The sequence below is a fragment of the Brassicibacter mesophilus genome (genome assembly GCF_050433385.1).
Lineage (GTDB): Bacteria > Bacillota > Clostridia > Tissierellales > Proteiniboraceae > Brassicibacter > Brassicibacter mesophilus.
In genome coordinates, this window is sequence record NZ_JBNPXI010000041.1 from 1 (window position 1) to 19,181 (window position 19,181).

The 19,181-nt window shown below is 31.8% G+C and carries 13 protein-coding genes; 7 read left to right on the top strand and 6 right to left on the bottom strand.

The window, feature by feature from the left end; genetic code table 11:
- Positions 1-428 precede the first annotated feature (428 nt).
- Positions 429-1,157: a hypothetical protein gene (locus HNR33_RS22240; RefSeq protein WP_429088119.1), complete on the top strand. Its 729-nt coding sequence runs from the start codon at positions 429-431 to the stop codon at positions 1,155-1,157.
- A 386-nt stretch (positions 1,158-1,543) separates the two neighbouring features.
- On the opposite strand, the gene HNR33_RS22245 is transcribed toward HNR33_RS22240, so the two are convergent.
- The gene (locus HNR33_RS22245) at positions 1,544-2,218 is read right to left on the bottom strand and encodes an N-acetylmuramoyl-L-alanine amidase family protein (protein ID WP_429088121.1); all 675 of its coding nucleotides are present in this window, start codon (positions 2,216-2,218) and stop codon (positions 1,544-1,546) included.
- 138 nt (positions 2,219-2,356) lie between these two features.
- Here HNR33_RS22245 and HNR33_RS22250 point away from each other — a divergent pair, with 138 nt between their 5' ends.
- Complete coding sequence (locus tag HNR33_RS22250; RefSeq protein WP_429088123.1) at positions 2,357-3,109, top strand: polysaccharide deacetylase family protein; 753 nt, start codon at positions 2,357-2,359, stop codon at positions 3,107-3,109.
- A 320-nt stretch (positions 3,110-3,429) separates the two neighbouring features.
- Here the strand turns inward: HNR33_RS22250 and HNR33_RS22255 are convergent, their stop codons facing one another.
- From HNR33_RS22255 to HNR33_RS22275, 5 genes are all read right to left on the bottom strand, one after another.
- Positions 3,430-4,041 carry a hypothetical protein gene (locus HNR33_RS22255; RefSeq protein ID WP_429088125.1) on the bottom strand — a complete coding sequence of 204 codons (612 nt, stop codon included), beginning with the start codon at positions 4,039-4,041 and terminating at the stop codon, positions 3,430-3,432.
- 1 nt (position 4,042) lies between these two features.
- Positions 4,043-4,702, bottom strand: a complete 660-nt coding sequence (locus HNR33_RS22260; protein WP_429088128.1) for a hypothetical protein — start codon at positions 4,700-4,702, stop codon at positions 4,043-4,045.
- A 429-nt stretch (positions 4,703-5,131) separates the two neighbouring features.
- Positions 5,132-5,992 carry a hypothetical protein gene (locus tag HNR33_RS22265; RefSeq protein ID WP_429088130.1) on the bottom strand — a complete coding sequence of 287 codons (861 nt, stop codon included), beginning with the start codon at positions 5,990-5,992 and terminating at the stop codon, positions 5,132-5,134.
- Positions 5,993-6,328, bottom strand: a complete 336-nt coding sequence (locus tag HNR33_RS22270; RefSeq protein ID WP_429088133.1) for a hypothetical protein — start codon at positions 6,326-6,328, stop codon at positions 5,993-5,995.
- Between the two features lie 140 nt (positions 6,329-6,468).
- Positions 6,469-7,041: a recombinase family protein gene (locus tag HNR33_RS22275; protein ID WP_429088136.1), complete on the bottom strand. Its 573-nt coding sequence runs from the start codon at positions 7,039-7,041 to the stop codon at positions 6,469-6,471.
- Between the two features lie 785 nt (positions 7,042-7,826).
- On the opposite strand from HNR33_RS22275, the gene HNR33_RS22280 reads away from it, so the two are divergent.
- From HNR33_RS22280 to HNR33_RS22300, 5 genes are all read left to right on the top strand, one after another.
- The gene (locus HNR33_RS22280) at positions 7,827-9,395 is read left to right on the top strand and encodes a hypothetical protein (protein ID WP_429088137.1); all 1,569 of its coding nucleotides are present in this window, start codon (positions 7,827-7,829) and stop codon (positions 9,393-9,395) included.
- Positions 9,388-11,328 (top strand): coiled-coil domain-containing protein, encoded by a 1,941-nt coding sequence (locus tag HNR33_RS22285; RefSeq protein WP_429088140.1) that lies wholly within the window; start codon positions 9,388-9,390, stop codon positions 11,326-11,328. Before HNR33_RS22280 ends, HNR33_RS22285 begins: the two co-directional genes overlap by 8 nt.
- Position 11,329: 1 nt before the next feature.
- Complete coding sequence (locus HNR33_RS22290) at positions 11,330-12,373, top strand: hypothetical protein (protein WP_429088143.1); 1,044 nt, start codon at positions 11,330-11,332, stop codon at positions 12,371-12,373.
- 21 nt (positions 12,374-12,394) lie between these two features.
- Positions 12,395-17,674, top strand: a complete 5,280-nt coding sequence (locus HNR33_RS22295) for a DEAD/DEAH box helicase (protein ID WP_429088146.1) — start codon at positions 12,395-12,397, stop codon at positions 17,672-17,674.
- A 1,106-nt stretch (positions 17,675-18,780) separates the two neighbouring features.
- Positions 18,781-19,131: a reverse transcriptase N-terminal domain-containing protein gene (locus HNR33_RS22300; protein WP_429088147.1), complete on the top strand. Its 351-nt coding sequence runs from the start codon at positions 18,781-18,783 to the stop codon at positions 19,129-19,131.
- Positions 19,132-19,181: the final 50 nt, after the last annotated feature.

Sequence of the window (19,181 nt, forward strand, 5' to 3'; positions counted from 1 at the left end):
TTGAACAATGTGAAGGCCAGCGTCTTTAGGCGCTGGTCGGTAACAGCCCCTTATAGGGGCAGAGCAAACCACCCGTTAGACGGGTGGTGCTGATTGTTTTGCCTGATAAGTAATAGGAGTTAAGAGATAATATTTTTATCCTCCATGAAGTAAGGCAAGTCTCATTGTACTTAGCAACAAAAAAAGTAGGTGCCTTCACACCTGCTTTTCTTATTGAGTCTAATTGTTCTCTTTACAATTTTTATTGTTATTAATTTAAATATACTAAAATCATTAGATATATACAACTATAAAGAAATTAATGTAACATTTATATAATAGAATTTATTTGAGCGAATTGGAAAAAATATTAGAGTAATAGCCATGTAAAATTACATGTATCTTGAAAAAAACATGAAAGGAGATTACTTACGAAGAAAAGATTACTTATGATTATGGTAGCTGCTATGTGTTTCTCTTTGGTTATAGTTGGATGTAGCAGATCGATGAAAGAAGTCCCAGGAGAAAAACACGAGAGTCAAGAACAAGAAGAACGTGAAGAATATGAAGAAAGAGAGGAAAATACTACAGGAAGTGTACCGAAATCACTTGAAGCCATTGAATCAAACTCAGAAGATATAATTGATGATGTTGCTAAAAAGGACTGGACGAAAGCAGATGAGAGAGTATCTTCGCTAGAGAAAGAATGGTCTGTTTATGAACCAATAGCAAAAGAAAAAAAAGCTTCTCAAAAACAGATTAATGACTTTAGAGACGATCTAAACAATCTAAAGCAATTAGTTGAAACAAAAAAACAGTATGAAGCTTCATTAGCAGCAAACAGACTAACCTTAGATACTATTAGTTTAATGGATTTATATAAACCGAAAGTACCTACTGCAGTAGGTAAATTAGATTATTATGGAAGACAGGTTATGATTACTGCTGAACATGGAGATTGGAGTCAAGCAAAAAAAGACAGTGAATCGGCAATAACTACTTGGGATACAATAAAAAAACAGGTTGAAAATATTAGCACAGCTCATGCTAAAAGCTTTTCAAGTACTTTAAATAGCATGTATGAAGCAGTAAAGAAAAAAGATCTGAAAACAACAAAAGAGCAATCAAAAAAATTACTAGACGAGGTTGATGTTTTAGAATCAGATTATAAAAAATAATGCACTATAACTCAAGTTAACTCAAGCTATTTTCTAATTCTTTAAATCCCAATTACTTTATAACCTCAAGTGCTTGGGATTACTTATTATTAGACAAAAACGTATATAAATGTAACTTAATTAATTATAAAGAGGCACAGCCGGCGAAAACAATAAATCCATTTTGAGTCTATAAACTACAATATGTCTGCATTTTGGGACATCAGTTTTTGATGACATAAAAGTAATACTTTTATGTGTTAAAAGCTAATATAGATTCTAAGTAATAGTTCTTTAGTCTTTTGTTTGAGTTGAAAGTGTGCTTTTATTTAGTTATTTTATTGGTACAGAAACTATTGGAAATGCTGGTTGCCTCAAAAAAATATCATTAGTAGCTATAGTATAGTTTAATTTTTAATATATTCTATGACTCCTTCAGAAATTGCTAAAGCGACACTATTCTTATACCCGTCATCTTGAAGTAGTTTATTGTCTTCAGTATTTGTTACAAATCCGATTTCAACTAAAACACCTGGAACACTTGTTTCTCTTAATATATAATAGTCTCCACAAAAGATTTTTGACTTCAATCTTTGATTCTTTAAATAATCTTTATATACGATACTATCTACAGCATTACAAATTGTTTTAGCTAATTTTTCTCCTTCTTCAGATTTGTCATAATAAAAAACTTTTACACCTCTTGCTTTAGGGTTTTTGGGATGAGCATCAACATGAATGCTTATAAAAGCATTTATATCACTGCTATTAATAATAGTTTTTCTTGCGTTTAAATCTTTTCTGTATCTTGTGGAATTTAAGCTGCTTTTATTTTCAAGTGACACATCCTGCTCTCTTGTCATTATCACGTTAATATTTCTATTACTTAGTAATTGTTCTACTCTTAAAGAAACATCGAGATTAATATTTTTTTCTAATAGGCCCTTACGATCACTTGTACCTCCGTCAATCCCACCATGTCCAGCATCAATAACTACACTTTTATCCGAACTTTTAAAAGAAAAACATTGTGGATTATTTTCTTTAAGTTCTTTAACAATGAATATTGATGACAGAAACATAATAAATATTAAAAGAAGCTTTTTATTTAGCTTTATTGTTATAAAGAAATAGCTTCTAATAGCTCATCCCACCTTTATCTACTATTTAAACTATTTAAAATAGTAATAATATATTATTATTGATTGGAGAGGAAAAAAATGCAAAAAAAGGTGTGCTTAAAACTTTTATTTTTTTTGCTCTTTTTATTTATAACTTTTTCAGATTTAATTATATTTCAAAGAACAGTGAACGATGATACTGATGCTCACATAGTTACTGAAGATGGCTATATACAACTTGTAAAACAGGGTCCTAATAATAAGAAGGTGATAGCCTTGACATTTGATGATGGTCCACATCCAAGGATTACTCCTCAAATATTATCAATATTAAAAGAAAATGATATTAAAGCAACTTTTTTTGTGCTTGGCAAGCATACAGAGTCGTACCCAGAAACATTAAAAATGGTAGCAGACGAAGGTCATGAAATAGGCAATCATACATACTCACATGTAGATGTCAGTAAAATATCAAAAGACAGAGTAGAGCATGAAATCGAAGGAACACAAAAAATAATAAATGAAGTGACTGGACGTCAATCTGAATTAATAAGACCTCCATTTGGATTTTATAATGAAAATCTATTAAATATTGCTAGTAAAAATAACCTTACAATTGTATTGTGGTCACCACATCAAGATTCCAATGATTGGAGTAATCCAGGTGTAAGAAACATTATAAAATCTATTCTTTCGAATATAGAGAATGGAGATATTATATTGCTACATGATTATGTGGAAGGTAAAAGTCATACAGTAGAGGCACTGAAGACTGTAATACCTGAGCTTAAAAACAGAGGCTATGAATTTGTTACTGTTTCTGAATTGATAGAGCTATTTAATGAAAAATGAAAGACTAGAATATCTCTATTTTATTCTTTTTCTTTTTCATGTTCTTCTTGCATTTTTTTCAAAAATCAATAATACATATAGCAGAATGTATAAATTTTAGCTTTCACGAATTTTCAGCTGTTTTCCTTGACTTTACATATCTATACAATCTAGTTTTACTAATCTCTGTAGCTTTTGATATTTCAAAAAAACTTATTATCCATTAGAATTATTGGGGGTCTCGCCAACATTGTAGGATTGTTGGTGGGACCCTTTCTAGAATATCTCAAAATATCCTCCTTACGCCACATTACTATGAGGATAAGGAGGATATTTTTTACTTACTTTTCATATGTTTTAATTATATACTCTTGAATTTTAGATGTTATCTCTGTGTTCATTTTTATCATTTTTTCTTCGAATTGCCTGTCAGGCATTAATTCTACTAGACCTATAGTAGTGACTTGAATAAATATTCCATTAGTAGAAATAGAATTACTAAAAGTAGGATTTACATCTAGTTCTAGTTTTTTAGCATCTATAGGATTAGTAAAAATGCGATTAACAGAGAAATACGCTTTATGATGTAAGTTTGGATCGTAGTTGAAAACGACTTTTGTAACAATATTTTTTTCATTATTTAGTATATAGATTGATTTTTGTTTAAGAAAAGCAAGATCATTATTAATAGCATTATAAACGCTTTCGGTCCAATACTTATTTAACTCTGCATGTCCTGGATAAACGGTTAGTGTAGGATTAGCAATAAAGGAATTAGGATATTGCTTGTTCAGATTATCTATATATTCATTAGATAAAGTTGCAAAGTTGCTGTAATCTAATTTTGGGGTTTTAGTAAGATAATTGCTAAGATTATAAGTTACTCCTATGCTAATTAGATTACTTACTATAATAATAGCTATAACAATGCTGAGTTTGTTTTTTTGTTTCATTTTATTCGTAAATTAGCCTTCCAAATTTAATATATGAGTCTGTATACTTAGTGTATGGTAAATAACTTTCAATATCTTTATATTTATACCCTGTATTGCCAGCTACATCTGCCCACTTATATTTTATTGCACCGCCTGTTTTATAGCCATACGCATAAATTGGAATTACCCCTACAGAATCTTTTTTTATAGAATAGGGAGCTTTTGCAGAAACAGACGTAGAGATAGTTGAAGTTCTTGATACACTTATTCCTAGTTTTGCTTTAATTACTTTAAATTCTGCCTCTCCTTCTAGAGCACCTGCAATAGTCCATGATACTGTATCTCCGCCTGTATATATTACGTCAACCGTTTTATACTCTTCATTATGCCCGTATGTGTCAAACGTAAATTCAGCAACTTGAAAAGCTTCCTTATCAACAAATTGATAATCTGGTAAATAAGAAACTGGCCATTCTTCATAAAAACTACCAAGAGGTTTTACTTCTAAATCATTTTCTATATCATTTAGTTTATCCAGTGCACTTTGTTTGATTTGTTGAGTGGTTAATTTTCTTAGTACACCTGAATCTGTATCATTACCACTTGCTAGAGCAATGCTACCAATTGATGTAAATAGCATTAGTGAGCTAAGCAATACAGCAAAAAATTGTTTTTTCATAATATACACTCCTTGTTATGTATTTAGTGGCCACTACTTAATATATTCTATAAATAGAATTATTTTCCTTCTTTTTTTAAAAAATTTTCCAATTATTATTATTGTTTGCTAAAATGTCATGATATTCATATTATGGAAGATTGTATATGGAAAATAAACTTTCTTGATCAGTATCGTTTTAGTTCAAATAATAATCCTCAAAAGAATTTCCTGCGTCAATTAAATATCTGAATTCTTCAAGAGGCATCTTATTTGTACATAAAAGTTACTGTACAATATATCCAATCGACAAGTTTTTTTCTTCAGAGACTATAGTTTATTCAAAAAAGTAGCGAAAGAAAAGCAGGTGTTCGCAACACCTGCTTTTCTTATTGAACTCTATCGACTCGACTTAACAATTTTAATTGTTATTAATTATAATATACCAGATTAACTTACTTTATACAAGTTTAAGTATTTCTTATGTTCTGATAAGGCTAAGTAGTTTTCTAAAAAAAAGTTTTTTACTCCGTTTGTCATATATTTCTCATACCATGCTTCATACTGATCTGCTTTAGATTTTATAAACCAACTTTCAAATTTTAGTAAGTGCTTTCTAAATTCATTCATTTTAACCGCTTTGTCCGATACATTTAGATTTATAAAAGTGTTATAAAATTCTATTATCATATCTTCATTATATAAATATATGCTAGAAATATTAAATTTTATTTTGAATACTTCCCATTTGTGTTTGTTATGTAGTCCTGTAAGAGTATTATAATAAGAATGTGAATCACCTTCCAAACTAACATCAAATCTGAGATTTGATATTTTTTTAAAGAAGCTTTTGTGAAATTCCGATGTTTCTAATTTAAGTACTGGAGCTAATATGCTTTTTATTCCTTTTAATTTGGCTATAGTAACTCGATGATTTCCACCATTTACATAATAATCATCATCTATTTTGATGAAACTAAGATGTTCTGGCTGTATTTCTTCAGATTCTAGCTTGTTATAATAATCAGGCTTCATTAGCAAATTTATTATATTTCTAGTTTTCTTTAAATAAATAAACATTTCAAACCAAGTTCTTCCTTCATATCTTCCATGTTTACTACCAACAACATTTTCTAAAAAGACATATTCTATTTCATAGCTTTTTGGATTTTTAGATGCATATGTGAAATTATCATCATATTCTTTATTAGGAGCAGTAAGCTTTTCTGGGATATTGTTTAATCTATAATCGTAGCTATGATTATAATTAGAATATGCAACTTTTCTTCCTTCAACACTACAGAAATCCATTTAAACCAATAACTTCCATAGAATAATTTCCCTAAAAAGAGGTATATACGGAACATCTATTGCAATATCATGATCCTTAACCTTATGAACTAAATTGTATTCTTCATCAAATGCTAAAAAATAAAAATCTTCTGTAATATGAATAATGTCTTCTTTTAACTCTACTTCAATAGCAACTAAATATTCTAAATTAGGTTTTAATTGATGAGGTGCATAGTCATAGTCATACTTTCCGCCTCCTATGTAATATTCCTTACCATCAACTTTAAATACGCATCGATTTTCAGGGATTTCACTTCTTTTTATGCTATCTTTCCCCAGTTTAGCTATAATCACAATTATCTCCTCTTTTATTTTTCTTTATTCTACCAACCAAGCAAGGGAAATGTATACAAATTTTAGCAATTTTTTCTTAAGTTTTGTGTCTATGTATAATTTTGTAAAGCAATCAAAAAAGCTTAGAACTATTGCATCCATCATTCGATAGTTCTAAGCTTTTTATCTTCATTTAAGTATTTGTATAAAGTTGATTTTGACACACTCAAAGCTTTGCATATATCTTTAACAGAGATGCTTTTGTCAGCCATCATGGACTTGGCCATAGCAATTTTATTTGTATCCATTACAGGTGGTCTGCCACCAACTCTTCCCCTGGCTCTTGCGGATGAAAGTCCAGCTAAGGTTCTTTCTCTAATGATATCTCTTTCAAATTCTGCTAAAGAAGCAAAAATATGAAACATTAATTTCCCTGTTGAGCTAGTTGTATCTAAATTTTCTTTAAGGCTTATAAATCCAATTTCTTTTCCATTTAATTCATTTACAATTTCGATGAGATGCTTCAATGATCTTCCAGCTCGATCTAATTTCCATACAACAATAATATCTCCTTTTCTTGCATATTCAAGAGCTTGTTTTAGTCCAGGTCTTTCTTCTTTTGCTCCTGATACTTTATCAGTAAAAATTTTCTCGCATCCTGAACTTTTAAGAGCATCTATTTGCAGATCTAGATTTTGTTCTCTAGTTGAAACTCTAGCATATCCTATTTTCATAAAAATTACCTCCAGATCATTTCGATATAATAAAATTGTCCTATAACTCAGCTGGAAAGTCAAGTTTTAAGACTATATTTTTAGGATAAGTTCTAGGATTGTTTTTCATCTTTTTTTATATGTTTCTAATGCTTTTAAAAGGAGTCCGAAAAACCTTCGTTTAAAGGACTTTTTGGTAATTTATTATATGAAGTTTAGGTAAATTATTTACCAATGTTTCTTCAAATAAAATTGCTTGCGACAACTGAAGAAAGAAGCAATAAATATAGAAAATGAAGTTTTACTTCTAAATAATAAAAGTAAATAACTTGTGATGTCGATATATGTACAAAAATGACGAACGATTTTCAAAGGTGCAATATGATGTCGTATTGAATATAAAATTAAGTAGTTGATTTCTTTACAAAAGGGTGATGTATATAATAGCATTTATTATCAATAATAGGAAGTTAGATATAAAAAATAGAGACAAATATTTACATAAATCAGTACAATCATCCCTGCAGTTTGTTCGATGATAAAATTAGTATATATACATAAAAAAGAACAAGACAAAATAGCCGCTTATTTCTATGTAGTGGATACAAAAATAATAAAACTTGAACTCCTAAACCAATGGAAAAAAGGCTTACTTCAACAAATGTTTATTTAGTAGTGTAAGTAAAACCAAACAAATAGCAGCACAAATTTTGAATAAGTTAATTATTTTTGGTTTGAAGTGTTCTAATTATATGCTAATCAAAAAAAGACATAAAAAATAAATTGTAGAGAAAGAAGAGAAGAATATGGCATCAATTGAATATGGCATAGACGGATATGGAAGAAAAGTTTATCCTGAGAAAGCTGTTCATGGGCGCACATATGCTTGCCCTTATTGTTTGGAAGAAATTATGGTACGGGATCGTAATGGAAATTATTATGCTCATAAACCGATTAAAAACAGGACACCTCTACAGAGAATCTGTCCAGGATATAAAGGAGTTGTAAATTATAAAAGGATTGATGGGGCAGTTGATAAAGTATATATAACTAACGGTGGATTACCACTGCATTTATGTGTTTTTAGAGAAGGGAAATATCAATTAAATGCATACTTCCCTCCCTTAAATCAATCCAGTATGAAGAAGTTGGAAGAGTGGGGGGCAAAAGTAGTTATTAGTGAAGATGGAGCAAAAGAAGAATACTCTGCAAGTAATATAAGGTTTTACAGAGTGAAAACAATAGTTGACTGGATAAAGGTCAAATGTAAAAAAGTAAAATATTCAATACCGGAAGTTCAACAGAAATGGGAATGGGGCATTCGAGGATTGGATTGCGAAAAGGATATATTTCATTCTTACTATGATGGAGGCTTTAGAGTAGCATTACATTCCAATATTGTGGTTGGAAAAGAGTATCTTATTGTAAAAAGGAATAATCTTGTTTCTTCGGTAAAAGGAATTTCCTTTGCAAGAAAGGGATTCCTTAGTATTAAAGATTGGTATGATAACCGTGAGTATGCCATACATGCAATGACTGTTAACAGCGTAACAGATGAAGCAATTGCATATATTCAAAATAAAGGATATCAATTAATTGAAAATAGTGATGAGATAATACCTATGTGGCCGCCAGCTATTATTGAGGGCAAAGAGCTAATATATCCGCGACACTCGAATAATGCATTTTTATTTCATGGTAAACGATCTGGTCAACGTATATTTAATGTTAGCGAATACGGCATAACAAATATTGATGAAAATAACAATATATTCGAAATAAGAACAAACAATAAAACTTTATTGCTGTCAGATTACAAATTTAACAGTTTGTCAAACGAGATAAGGTTCATGCTAACTCAGACCAGAAATAATTTTGATAATAAAAAGGTATATAAACCCGATATAATGTGTAAAACGGACGAGAACCCATTAAAGCTACTAGCAGTTGATGAGGCTGAAATATTTAAAGCAAAAAAGATTTTCTTCGAAACAGATATCAAGCTAAACATTTGTATCTTGAATAAAAATTATGTTGAAATGTCTTCAAAAAGAATAGTACAGAATCTACAACGAAATAGAGTATTAGTTATAGATATCGGAGGTTTCGGGAAAATCTGGTTAGAATCTAAAACGATTAAGAAGAGAGAAAATAAGGATAGTAAAATACATATTAATACAATAGTTGAACATTTATATTGTTGTAATTCAATAACTGTTCCGATTCCTAATGAAATTTTACAAGTTTTTGAGTATGCACGACAGAATTCGCGAGAATTGTATAGGATTATGTTGCCGTGGATACAAAAGCAAGAAATACCATTAGCAGCTGCAAAATACTTGTATTCTATAAAGGAGGTACTGAAAAATGGGTAGGATAGATTTGAAAATACTTAATGATTTGACAGATGAAGATATTGAAATCTTATGTAGAAATACAGATTTAAATGAGATGCTGGAGCCAATAAAACGTAATGAAAAACATTATTTTCAATATAGGCCCAAGCTAGGGAGAATGGATAAGAAGTCAGTTTTAGTACAGAAAAATTTACCTGAAATTGCTTTAAAACTTTATAAAAAAGGTGATATAAATTATCAAAAGTTTTTTGCGATGACGGCAAGGAGAATGAAAAGGGTCTTTGAGTCAATCATACATGAATGTATGGGGAAAGAAATTCAGATGGAAGATGTAAAGAATTTTTCAATTGACAATTATAAGAAGTTATTTATTCATATAATTAAATCTCCAAATTCGTCATTAGATTTAGAGTTGTTTTTCTTGCAATTAAAAATGTCTGGTGTAGATATTACCCTTGATATGAAAGATAATATAAGGAAAGAGTGGAATTTGATACAAAAAATTGAAAGTATACGAAAAGAGATACTAGATATTCAGGAAGAAGAAATGAAGAAAAAAGAAGACGAGTGGCAGAAGAAAATGGCAACTCAAAAGGATAAGCTAAAAAGTAAGATAATGGAACTTGAGTTAGAAGTCGAATACCTAAATGCTGATATTAACTCAAAAGAAAAGACAATTGTATTGTTAAAGAAAGAGAATGAAAATGTACATGATGAGTTGATACAACAGAAAAGTATTGTCACAAGTAAAGAGGATGAAATAAAAGATTTAAGAAGGGAATTAGAAAAAACACAATTAAACTTGGATGATATCACAATAAAACTTCAGGCGAAAACTAGAGATATATACGTCCAAGTACAGAATGCTTGGCAAGAAGAAAATGAAGAAAAGGTAAAAGAAAATATAGAATTAGAAAGTATAGTTGCAGGGCAGAAGGAGTTGTTGAAAGAGTTAGAGACAAAAAAAGAACAGCTTAAAAGCAAAGTTGGAGAGTGGGAAGGGTATATTAAAGATTATTTTGCTAAGATAGACCAAAAAGTCATTGAGCATAAAATAGAATCACTTCTCTATCAAAGAGGGTACGAGAGCAGTATTCAAATTGCTGCTGCAAGTGAAAGTACACCGAAATCTGGTGCCCTTTATATACAGAAAGGTTGCAAAGTTAAAGAACTTGAAGAATCTACCGATTATGAGGATTACATAGATGTTGTAGAAATTAATCTTTCTAATGCAGGAGATAAAATGCCGGCTGGAACAATGTATGGTTCATTTAATGCGGCTATTGGAGCAGGATTGTGCCCGTTGATCTGTGGATTTGGTGCCAGACAGCTTGCACTTTCACTTACGGCAGCGCGCTATGGAGAAAAGTCTGAAATTATAAGCATTCCGGTTGGATTTAATAGTATAAATGAGTTAGCAGGTGCGATTTCTGATGCACAAACTGATTCAGTTATAGTGGAAGACGCTTTTGGAACAATGAATGAGAATATTCTATTACCTATTTTAAGGAATGATAATGGGAAAATAGTAGTTTTTACAGCAGAGAGCAAAGAAGACTTAAGATACTTACAAAAGCATTTTTATAATTATATTCAACTTATTGTTTCAACTAAGAGAGTGAATGTTAAAAAACATAGCTTAGTGTATTCTGATGCTGACAAACTATTTAAAGAACGTATATATACATGGAAAGAACCGGGGCATAAAATGTCAAGGAAGATATTAGAGCATATCGGAATGAGCAATTCATATGTAGTGACAAGAGGGAATGTATTGTGTGAACTTCTAGAAGAGGAAAAGAATAATTCTGAAGATGATGCATTATACAAATTAATTGAGACAGAGTTGAAATGGATTATTGATGAAGAGCAGTATGAGAAACTAGTAGACCTAATCCAAGGTAATGAGGATAGGTATTCTCAGAAACTGATTGAATGTGTGGTAAGGTAAAATGAAGGATAAATTAATTAAAACACTAGCTAGAGACTTAAAGATAAATCAATTTACGGATGAATCTGAGTGTGAATATAATCAACGCTTAATTTATTCAGCTGGGGCGGCTTGGGCTAAGACTTTGGTATATGGGCGTTCATATGCTGATAGTAAATTAAGTGATAGTTTTATTAACACAGATATTATGTACATTGAAACTCATCTGTCTAAAGTGCTAGAAGCATATTTACTGTGTTTCGATATCAATCACGATTGGATAGATAGTACTTCGACTTCTGGCTATGAAGGACGTGCACGAGCTTTGGCAAGTCAGATTATCAAGGAGGTTGTGTATACTTACAATTTGGTACAAATTTTATCTAGAAGAATTACCACCGTACAGACCTCATTCTATAAATATACTGATAATTTATACTTAATTAGAGGAAATGTCTTAAATGAAAATAATGTATATTCTGTTGGAGTAGCTCAGTGGAAGAAAGATGACAATCTAGAAGATTACATGACTGATAGAAAAATCATCAATGTTGCTGGTAAAGATTATTGTAAGATAATGGATAAGGAATTTGATTGGAAAGAATCTGACCTTAATGGCAATTATCTGATTTTCAAACTAGGCTCTAAAGATGCTTACTCAAAGTGTTGGAAACCGATTGGGCTTAATGAGATCCCACAAGGTATTAGTATTATAAGATTAGCTAATGAATACAATGGAGGATATATTTTAGTAAAGAACAACAAAGGTAAATTGCATATAGCAGAGTTAGACCCTTGGTATATTGAGCAAAAAGAGATTTATAGAATACTTTACGCTTTAAATTATGAAAATGGAACTCCCGCTGAATTTAAGGTGAGAAAGAAAGAGGATTATTATATATTAAGGTGTAGGGGAGGGTTTCCTACCTATGAAGATAGAATAATAACATGTTGTTCGTGGCCATACATGACATTTAATAATAAATACTTAAGAATTATTCCTAATTTTTTGTGGGAGGTTGTAGAAAAACAGATTAATAAGTTAGGAATAAAACTGGTTGGCTAGCAAATAAGGGGAGGAGTACCTATGAGAGAAATAGGCATAAGAAAAACACATGATAGTTTAAAAAAGAAATTGATAGATTATATAAAAGCACAGTATTTAGCAGAAAATGATTTGCTGATGGATGCTGCTGATGAACTGCTATTAGAAAAAGAAGTTCTTTATCAGGAACCGTATATAGAAGTTACAAAAAATTATAAAATGCTAAGTAATGGTTTTGTAAATGCTAAGCTAGATGTAGAAAGAAAAGATATATTAAAAAGTTTGATTGATTCTGGATTAGGAGTTTTCAAAACTCCATTTCAGCACCAGGTTAATGCCATTGAAAATTATTATGAGGGTAAAAACATAATGGTTACAACAGGTACTGGTTCTGGTAAAACGGAATGTTTTTTATGGCCAATTCTTACGGATTTGATATATGAATCATATCATAATGAAAAGTCATGGAAACAGGAAGGAATCAGAGCGTTGGTTCTTTATCCTATGAATGCACTGGTTTCCGATCAGTTAGGAAGAATGAGAAATATTATCGGTCGGAAAGATGATGTATTTCACAAAATACTATGTGGAAAAGGAAAAAGAAGAAGAGTAAGATTTGGTATGTATACAGGTAGAACACCATATGCAGGACAGGATGATGAAAAGAAAAACAAGAACTTAGCGAGCTTAATTCGTAAAAACTACATAGAGTCAAATGCACATGATGAACTTAAAGAGATAGGACGTATACCTTCAAAAAACTTAGAAAAATTCTATAAAAACCTATCAAAAGGATTACAAATAACAGATTCTGAAGATGCGGAATTATATACTCGTGGTGAGATGCAGAAGATATGTCCAGATATATTAATTACGAACTATAGCATGTTGGAGTACATGCTAATGAGACCCATAGAGGATAATTTCTGGAATAAAACAATACAGTGGATTAATGCGGCAGAAGATAACAAACTGTTATTAATAATTGACGAAGCGCATATGTATAGAGGGGCAGCTGGGGGAGAAGTATCACTCCTTATTCGTCGATTAATGGATAAACTAGGTATAAATAGTTCTAAAGTGAAGTGTATTTTAACAAGTGCCAGTGTACCTGCTGATAAGAATAGTGAGTTACAAAAATTTGCATGCGGTTTGACTGGAAAGGATCCTGACCATGATTCTTTCAAGATAATTAGAGAAGAAACAGAGAAAATTGATAACTATAAATTGGGCACTATGGAGCAAGCTAGTTTTTATGCAAGTTTGTCATTGAGTAGTTTACAAGGAGAATTTGAACAACAATTAAGTGAGTATAATAAATTAGTAGAGATGTATAAGTGGTCAAAAGTGCCTATAGAAGCAGATAAAGTAGGACATTGGTTATTTGAAAAATTAGCGAAAGATAGCTTAATGCGTCAGTTAATACATGTATGTAGTGAAAAAGGAAAAGCATTTTCAGCAATAGCGAAGGAAATATTTGAAGAAGATGTACCTGTCTCTACTTCAGAACAGGCATTAGAAATTCTTATGCAATTGGGGACAATGGCAAAAACTAAAGCTGGAAAGGTCTTGCTTGGTTCAAAAGTGCATATGTTATTTAAGGGGCTACAGGGACTTTTTACTTGTGTAAATCCTAATTGTACCCATAGTCACGAAGGAATGGGTATTAAGCTTGGATATATTACAGATAAGAATATTGAAACTTGTCCACATTGTGGAGGAAGAATGTTTGAACTAATGATGGATAGAAAATGTGGAACATTATATGTTCGAGTATTTATAGATGATGAAATGTGTAATGTAGAGCCATTTGATTTCTTATGGCCAAGGCATAATCAAATTATTAAAGCAACACACGAAATGCATTTGTGGATTATGCCGGAAAATAGAACTGATCTTTTTAAGCTTAATAAGAAGAGCGGTAAAACTAAAGAAAAATCTGTAGTTGGCTATTTAGATTCAAAGACTGGGTTGCTTTTTAGAGAAGAATCTCATGCAGGAGAAGAGGGGTATTTAAAGGTTCTAATTTCAGATGATTTTAGTAAAGAGAATGAAGCATATTCATTTGCAACTTGCCCGAATTGTGGTAAAGACTACAATAGGATTACCCCCTTTGTTACTAGGGGGAATGAACCTTTTGCCAATATTGTTAAAGCACAGTTTGAGTCTCAGGTAAGTAAGGATATGAACCTGAATAATGAGGGCAAAAAAGTTTTGCTTTTCTCAGATAGTAGGCAAAGAGCGGCAACGTTAGCAAGAGATATGACAATTTCATCAGATGGTGATGCAGGTAGACAAGCTATCTTTATAGCTCAAAAATTATTAGAAAATAGTCGAGGCAGTGATAATACGCTTGATTTGTTATATTATGCATTTTTGAAAGTTGTATACGATAATAAGTTGAATTTTTTCTATGGGGAAGAAAAGGATATATTTAAGAACCATTTAAAGAAATATGAGGAGTTCTATGCTTCTAGTTCGCGTGTTAAGTTTAAATATATGCGTGAAGATATAGGTAGTCCACCACAAATGTTTTACCAGCTACTGCTAAAAAATATAAGTGATAGTTACCGTTCGTTTAATAATCTTGGACTTGGACAAGTAGTGTTGGCTGAGTCAGGTGATGCAGGAGAAAGATTGGAATTTCAAATATTAGAAAAAGTTGAAATTCTTACGGGGATAAGTGAAGAAGATATAAGAGCAATTTATAATACTTGGATTCAATATTTGTTGGTCAGAAAAATTGCTATTTTTCCTGAGATAGGTGATGATGTCAGAAATAGTATTTTGGCATATGATCGTAGAGGATTTGGAGTTGATGAAGTAGCCAAATTTCCACAGTTTATGAATGAAATACTAAGATATCATGGCGTAACTGATGATAAAGTACAAATTCTTCTTGATAAATTTGATTTTATGACAGAGAGATTACAGTCATCTGAAAGAAATCATAACAGAAAATTTATATTTGGATCAAGGTTGGAATTAAAGACCGCTGAAAATTCAAAATGGTATAAGTGTCACCGATGTGCAGGTGTTTCTACCTATACTTTATGGGGGCATTGTATTTATTGTGGAAGTAATGATCATGTACATCTAATAGATGAGGAACATCTAAAGCGATATTCATTATGGAGACTGCCGGTTCTAAATGCAATTACTGGAGAGAAAATCAGAAATATTACTACAGAGGAGCATACAGCACAATTGTCATACAAGGATGCAAAAAAAAATGTATGGGTAACCACTGAAAAGCATGAGCTTGCATTTAGAAACATTACACTTGAAGAAGATGAAGAACCTATAGATGTGTTAAGTTGTACCACTACAATGGAGGTTGGTATTGATATAGGTTCTTTAACAAGTGTTGGGTTGCGTAATGTTCCACCTATGCGTGAAAACTACCAGCAAAGAGCAGGGCGTGCCGGGCGTGCTGGTGCAGCTGTTTCTTCTATTGTTACTTATACAGAAAATGGACCACATGATGCCTGGTATTTCAAACATCCAAGTGAAATAATATCTGGGATACCAAGAATACCATGGATTGATGCAACGAATATGAAATTAGTGAAACGACATATTAATCTGATTTTGCTACAAGAATACTTAAGAACAGGGAATATGGGATTGGATGATATCAATACTATCAACTTCTTTGATGCTGGGGAAAATTTAAATTACTTGTCATTCATAGATTGGGCTAAAGAGAATATATCATCAATAAGAAAAAGAGAGAATATTCTAATTCCTGTAAATGATTTCAATTGGAAGTCTTATGTTAAGGAACTAGATGATAAGATTGGGAGTATTGCTGCAAAGGTCGAAAAAGCTCCTTTTATGTACACTCCACCAGTGAAATTAGATGACTCACGATCTTATTTGTATAGATTGATGGATGTATTGTTTTCAGAAGGGGTATTACCAAATTATAGTTTTCCAAGAAATATAGTTCATTTTTGGATTGAAGATTTAAATGGGGTGGTAAAAGAGAGTCCTGAAAGAAGTATTGATATTGCATTAAGTGAATATGCACCGGGTCGTTCGCTTGTTGTAAATAAGCAGACGTATATATCTGGTGGACTATTTGATTATTATACAAAATTTCAAAAGGATAAAAAATTTAATGCAGCTGAGGCGTGGCTTGGATTGGATGAATATAACAAAAACGTTACTTGCTGTACTAATCCGTTTTGTGGATGGTTTGGTGTTAACGAAACATATGGGAAGTGTCCACTGTGTAGTAATACCTTAGAATCACATACTATGATTAAACCATGGGGATTTGCTGCAAGAGAAGGAAGAAACATTCCTGAAACTCATGAGGATCAAGAGATGTCTTATGCAAGTCAACCATCTTATTCATCCATGCCATCTGGTGGTGAAATGAAAGAAGTAGGGATTGTTGGATATATCAGGATGGAGAATAGGGATAATCAGAAACTTGTTATTATAAATAAGGGGCCTGAGGAAGAAGGTTTTGAACTGTGTAAAGAATGTGGGGCTATTGAGCCTAACATTGGTAATCCTACCGATAGAAAAAATAGAAAGAGACCATATAAGATTCCGTATATGAAAGATGACTCAATGAAGTGTAGGCATGATTATTCAAACGTCTATCTAGGATATGAGTTTAATACTGATATGATGGTATTAGAACTGAAGTTAGATGAAAGTAAATTGGACTTAGAAGCCCCATTTTCAGTTTGGCTAATACCTGCGCTTACTACTTTCACTGAGGGATTGGCTTTGGCTGCCAGTAGAGAACTAGATGTTGAATTTAGTGACATGAAAAGTGGGTTTCGTATAAGAACCGTTGGGAACAGCACGTATGCTGATGTTTACCTTTATGATAGCTTAAGTTCTGGAGCAGGATACGCAGGAAGAGTTTCAAAACTTATAGATTCTGTTTTGAATAAAATGAAAGAAATATTTGAAGGTTGTAATTGCTCAGCCTCTTGTCCGAATTGTCTACAGCACTTCTGGAATCAGAGGCAGAAGAGTAATTTAGATAGATTCTTAGGAAGTGACTTCTTAGAATTTATTAGAGGTGGGAGGTTAAGGGTTTCAGTTAAAAAAGAGGAGCAAAAAAAGTATTTTGATCAAATTATTAGAATAGCAGAAATGCAAGGGTATTATAACATTATTTATAAAAACAATGGTAAGTTCTATTTAAAAACTAGAAATGGTAAAAGAGAAATGATTATTTATCCAGCCATGTGTAACTTGAAAGTACTAGAAGCTAAGAATAAGATTTGTTTATCTGACAGAATGTGTAGATATGCTATTTCGGAAATCTGGCAGAGGATACGTCAACAACTATAAAGGAGTTGAAATATAAGATACTCTATTTTTTGAATGATAAAATGCTTTGAGGATGAGGAGGGGATTTCTATAATCCCTACCTTAAATAATTCTTCTAAATCTCTTTCCTAGCTTCCTGAGGAAGATCATCATTATACCCATCTGTTTTATGTAAAGCAGCAGTAGTAATCGGAGTTTATAATCAGTTCTACCAAGAATGTAAGTATGTATAACTATGAAAAAATTCATCTAATATATTAGTTTGTTTGTATCTATTCATTTCTTTCATATTAAGTTCAATCATCTGTCAATAAAAAACAAAACCTTTATAAATTCCGACAACAATTTACAAACTTTTCAAAATTACTTCGATATAATAGTAATGAATAATAATAGAAATAAAGATCAAAAGCTTATTTCTAATGAGAAGAATGAAAGGGACTGCAAAAATTTAGTTGTTTAAATTATTTAGCAATAGTGTTACTTAATAAACAAAGAACACTATTTTTAAGGTTTACGGTTACATAGTATATGTATATTATGTTTATAATGGGAGTGCGACAAGAAGCGGCTTCTTCTTGAAAGATTAGTTCAGACTACAGTCTGATGTCTTAGTAGTAGGGATATTCCCATCCAAAACTGCGTTCGGGGTAACCTGGGGGTGGGTTGCATGAGGAAAAGCCCAACTGGCTGCCTAGTATCCATGGCAAACAGGGGTAAGGGAAAGGGTGGTATGGTTTCTGATTAAGCATCGTAATAGACAGCAGCGGTTGGGATATGATTGCCGCTGTATTGCAGATTGGAAAGCGCAACTTCCTATGTGCGTGTGTTACTACCTACATATCTGCCGGTGTATTGAAGAAACCTAACCCATCCGAAACTAACAGAAGTTGAACTTGGTAAGTCCTATGGAGTCCATTTTTGGTAGGTCGAACGCAAGGAAGATACAATTCTCTAGAGGATAACGGAGCGTTGGAAAAAGCAGAGGTCGCTAGGGTGCAAACCCCCAGAAATAAGAAATAACTGGGCGAATAATGTAAACTTACATACCTGAAAGGGTGCTGACTTCCAACTGGTAATCAACACGGAATAAAACGAAAAGCAAGATCTCAAAAGTGAGGTAACAGATGCGAAAAACTTCAAACTATAGGAAGTCCACATTATCTCCCGATACCCAATGGGAACTAATTGATTGGTCTCAGATTAATAGGTATGTAGAAAAATTGCAACAGCGGATATACCGTGCCGAATGTCTTGGTGATAAGCGTCAAGTAAGAAATCTGCAAAGACTCTTAATAAGAAGTAAGGCAATGTTACTGGCATCCATAAAAAGGGTTACACAAATAAATAAAGGAAAAATAACGGCAGGTGTGGATGGTGAGATAGCATTATCTAACGAGGATAGATTAAAACTATTTTTTGATTTATCTAAGTTAACTCGTTGTGCTAGTTTTGTTGCAGGTAAAAATTGCGAATGAAAAACTCCAGCATAATATTGTAACCTATTATTAACCGCAAAATTAATGAT

Bases quoted from the DNA above. Each gene is read 5' to 3' on its own strand.
- HNR33_RS22240 (WP_429088119.1), top strand. From the start codon at position 429: ATGATTATGGTAGCTGCTATGTGTTTCTCTTTGGTTATAGTTGGATGT.
- HNR33_RS22245 (WP_429088121.1), bottom strand. From the start codon at position 2,218: ATGTTTCTGTCATCAATATTCATTGTTAAAGAACTTAAAGAAAATAAT.
- HNR33_RS22250 (WP_429088123.1), top strand. From the start codon at position 2,357: ATGCAAAAAAAGGTGTGCTTAAAACTTTTATTTTTTTTGCTCTTTTTA.
- HNR33_RS22255 (WP_429088125.1), bottom strand. From the start codon at position 4,041: ATGAAACAAAAAAACAAACTCAGCATTGTTATAGCTATTATTATAGTA.
- HNR33_RS22260 (WP_429088128.1), bottom strand. From the start codon at position 4,702: ATGAAAAAACAATTTTTTGCTGTATTGCTTAGCTCACTAATGCTATTT.
- HNR33_RS22265 (WP_429088130.1), bottom strand. From the start codon at position 5,992: ATGGATTTCTGTAGTGTTGAAGGAAGAAAAGTTGCATATTCTAATTAT.
- HNR33_RS22275 (WP_429088136.1), bottom strand. From the start codon at position 7,041: ATGAAAATAGGATATGCTAGAGTTTCAACTAGAGAACAAAATCTAGAT.
- HNR33_RS22280 (WP_429088137.1), top strand. From the start codon at position 7,827: ATGGCATCAATTGAATATGGCATAGACGGATATGGAAGAAAAGTTTAT.
- HNR33_RS22285 (WP_429088140.1), top strand. From the start codon at position 9,388: ATGGGTAGGATAGATTTGAAAATACTTAATGATTTGACAGATGAAGAT.
- HNR33_RS22290 (WP_429088143.1), top strand. From the start codon at position 11,330: ATGAAGGATAAATTAATTAAAACACTAGCTAGAGACTTAAAGATAAAT.
- HNR33_RS22295 (WP_429088146.1), top strand. From the start codon at position 12,395: ATGAGAGAAATAGGCATAAGAAAAACACATGATAGTTTAAAAAAGAAA.
- HNR33_RS22300 (WP_429088147.1), top strand. From the start codon at position 18,781: ATGCGAAAAACTTCAAACTATAGGAAGTCCACATTATCTCCCGATACC.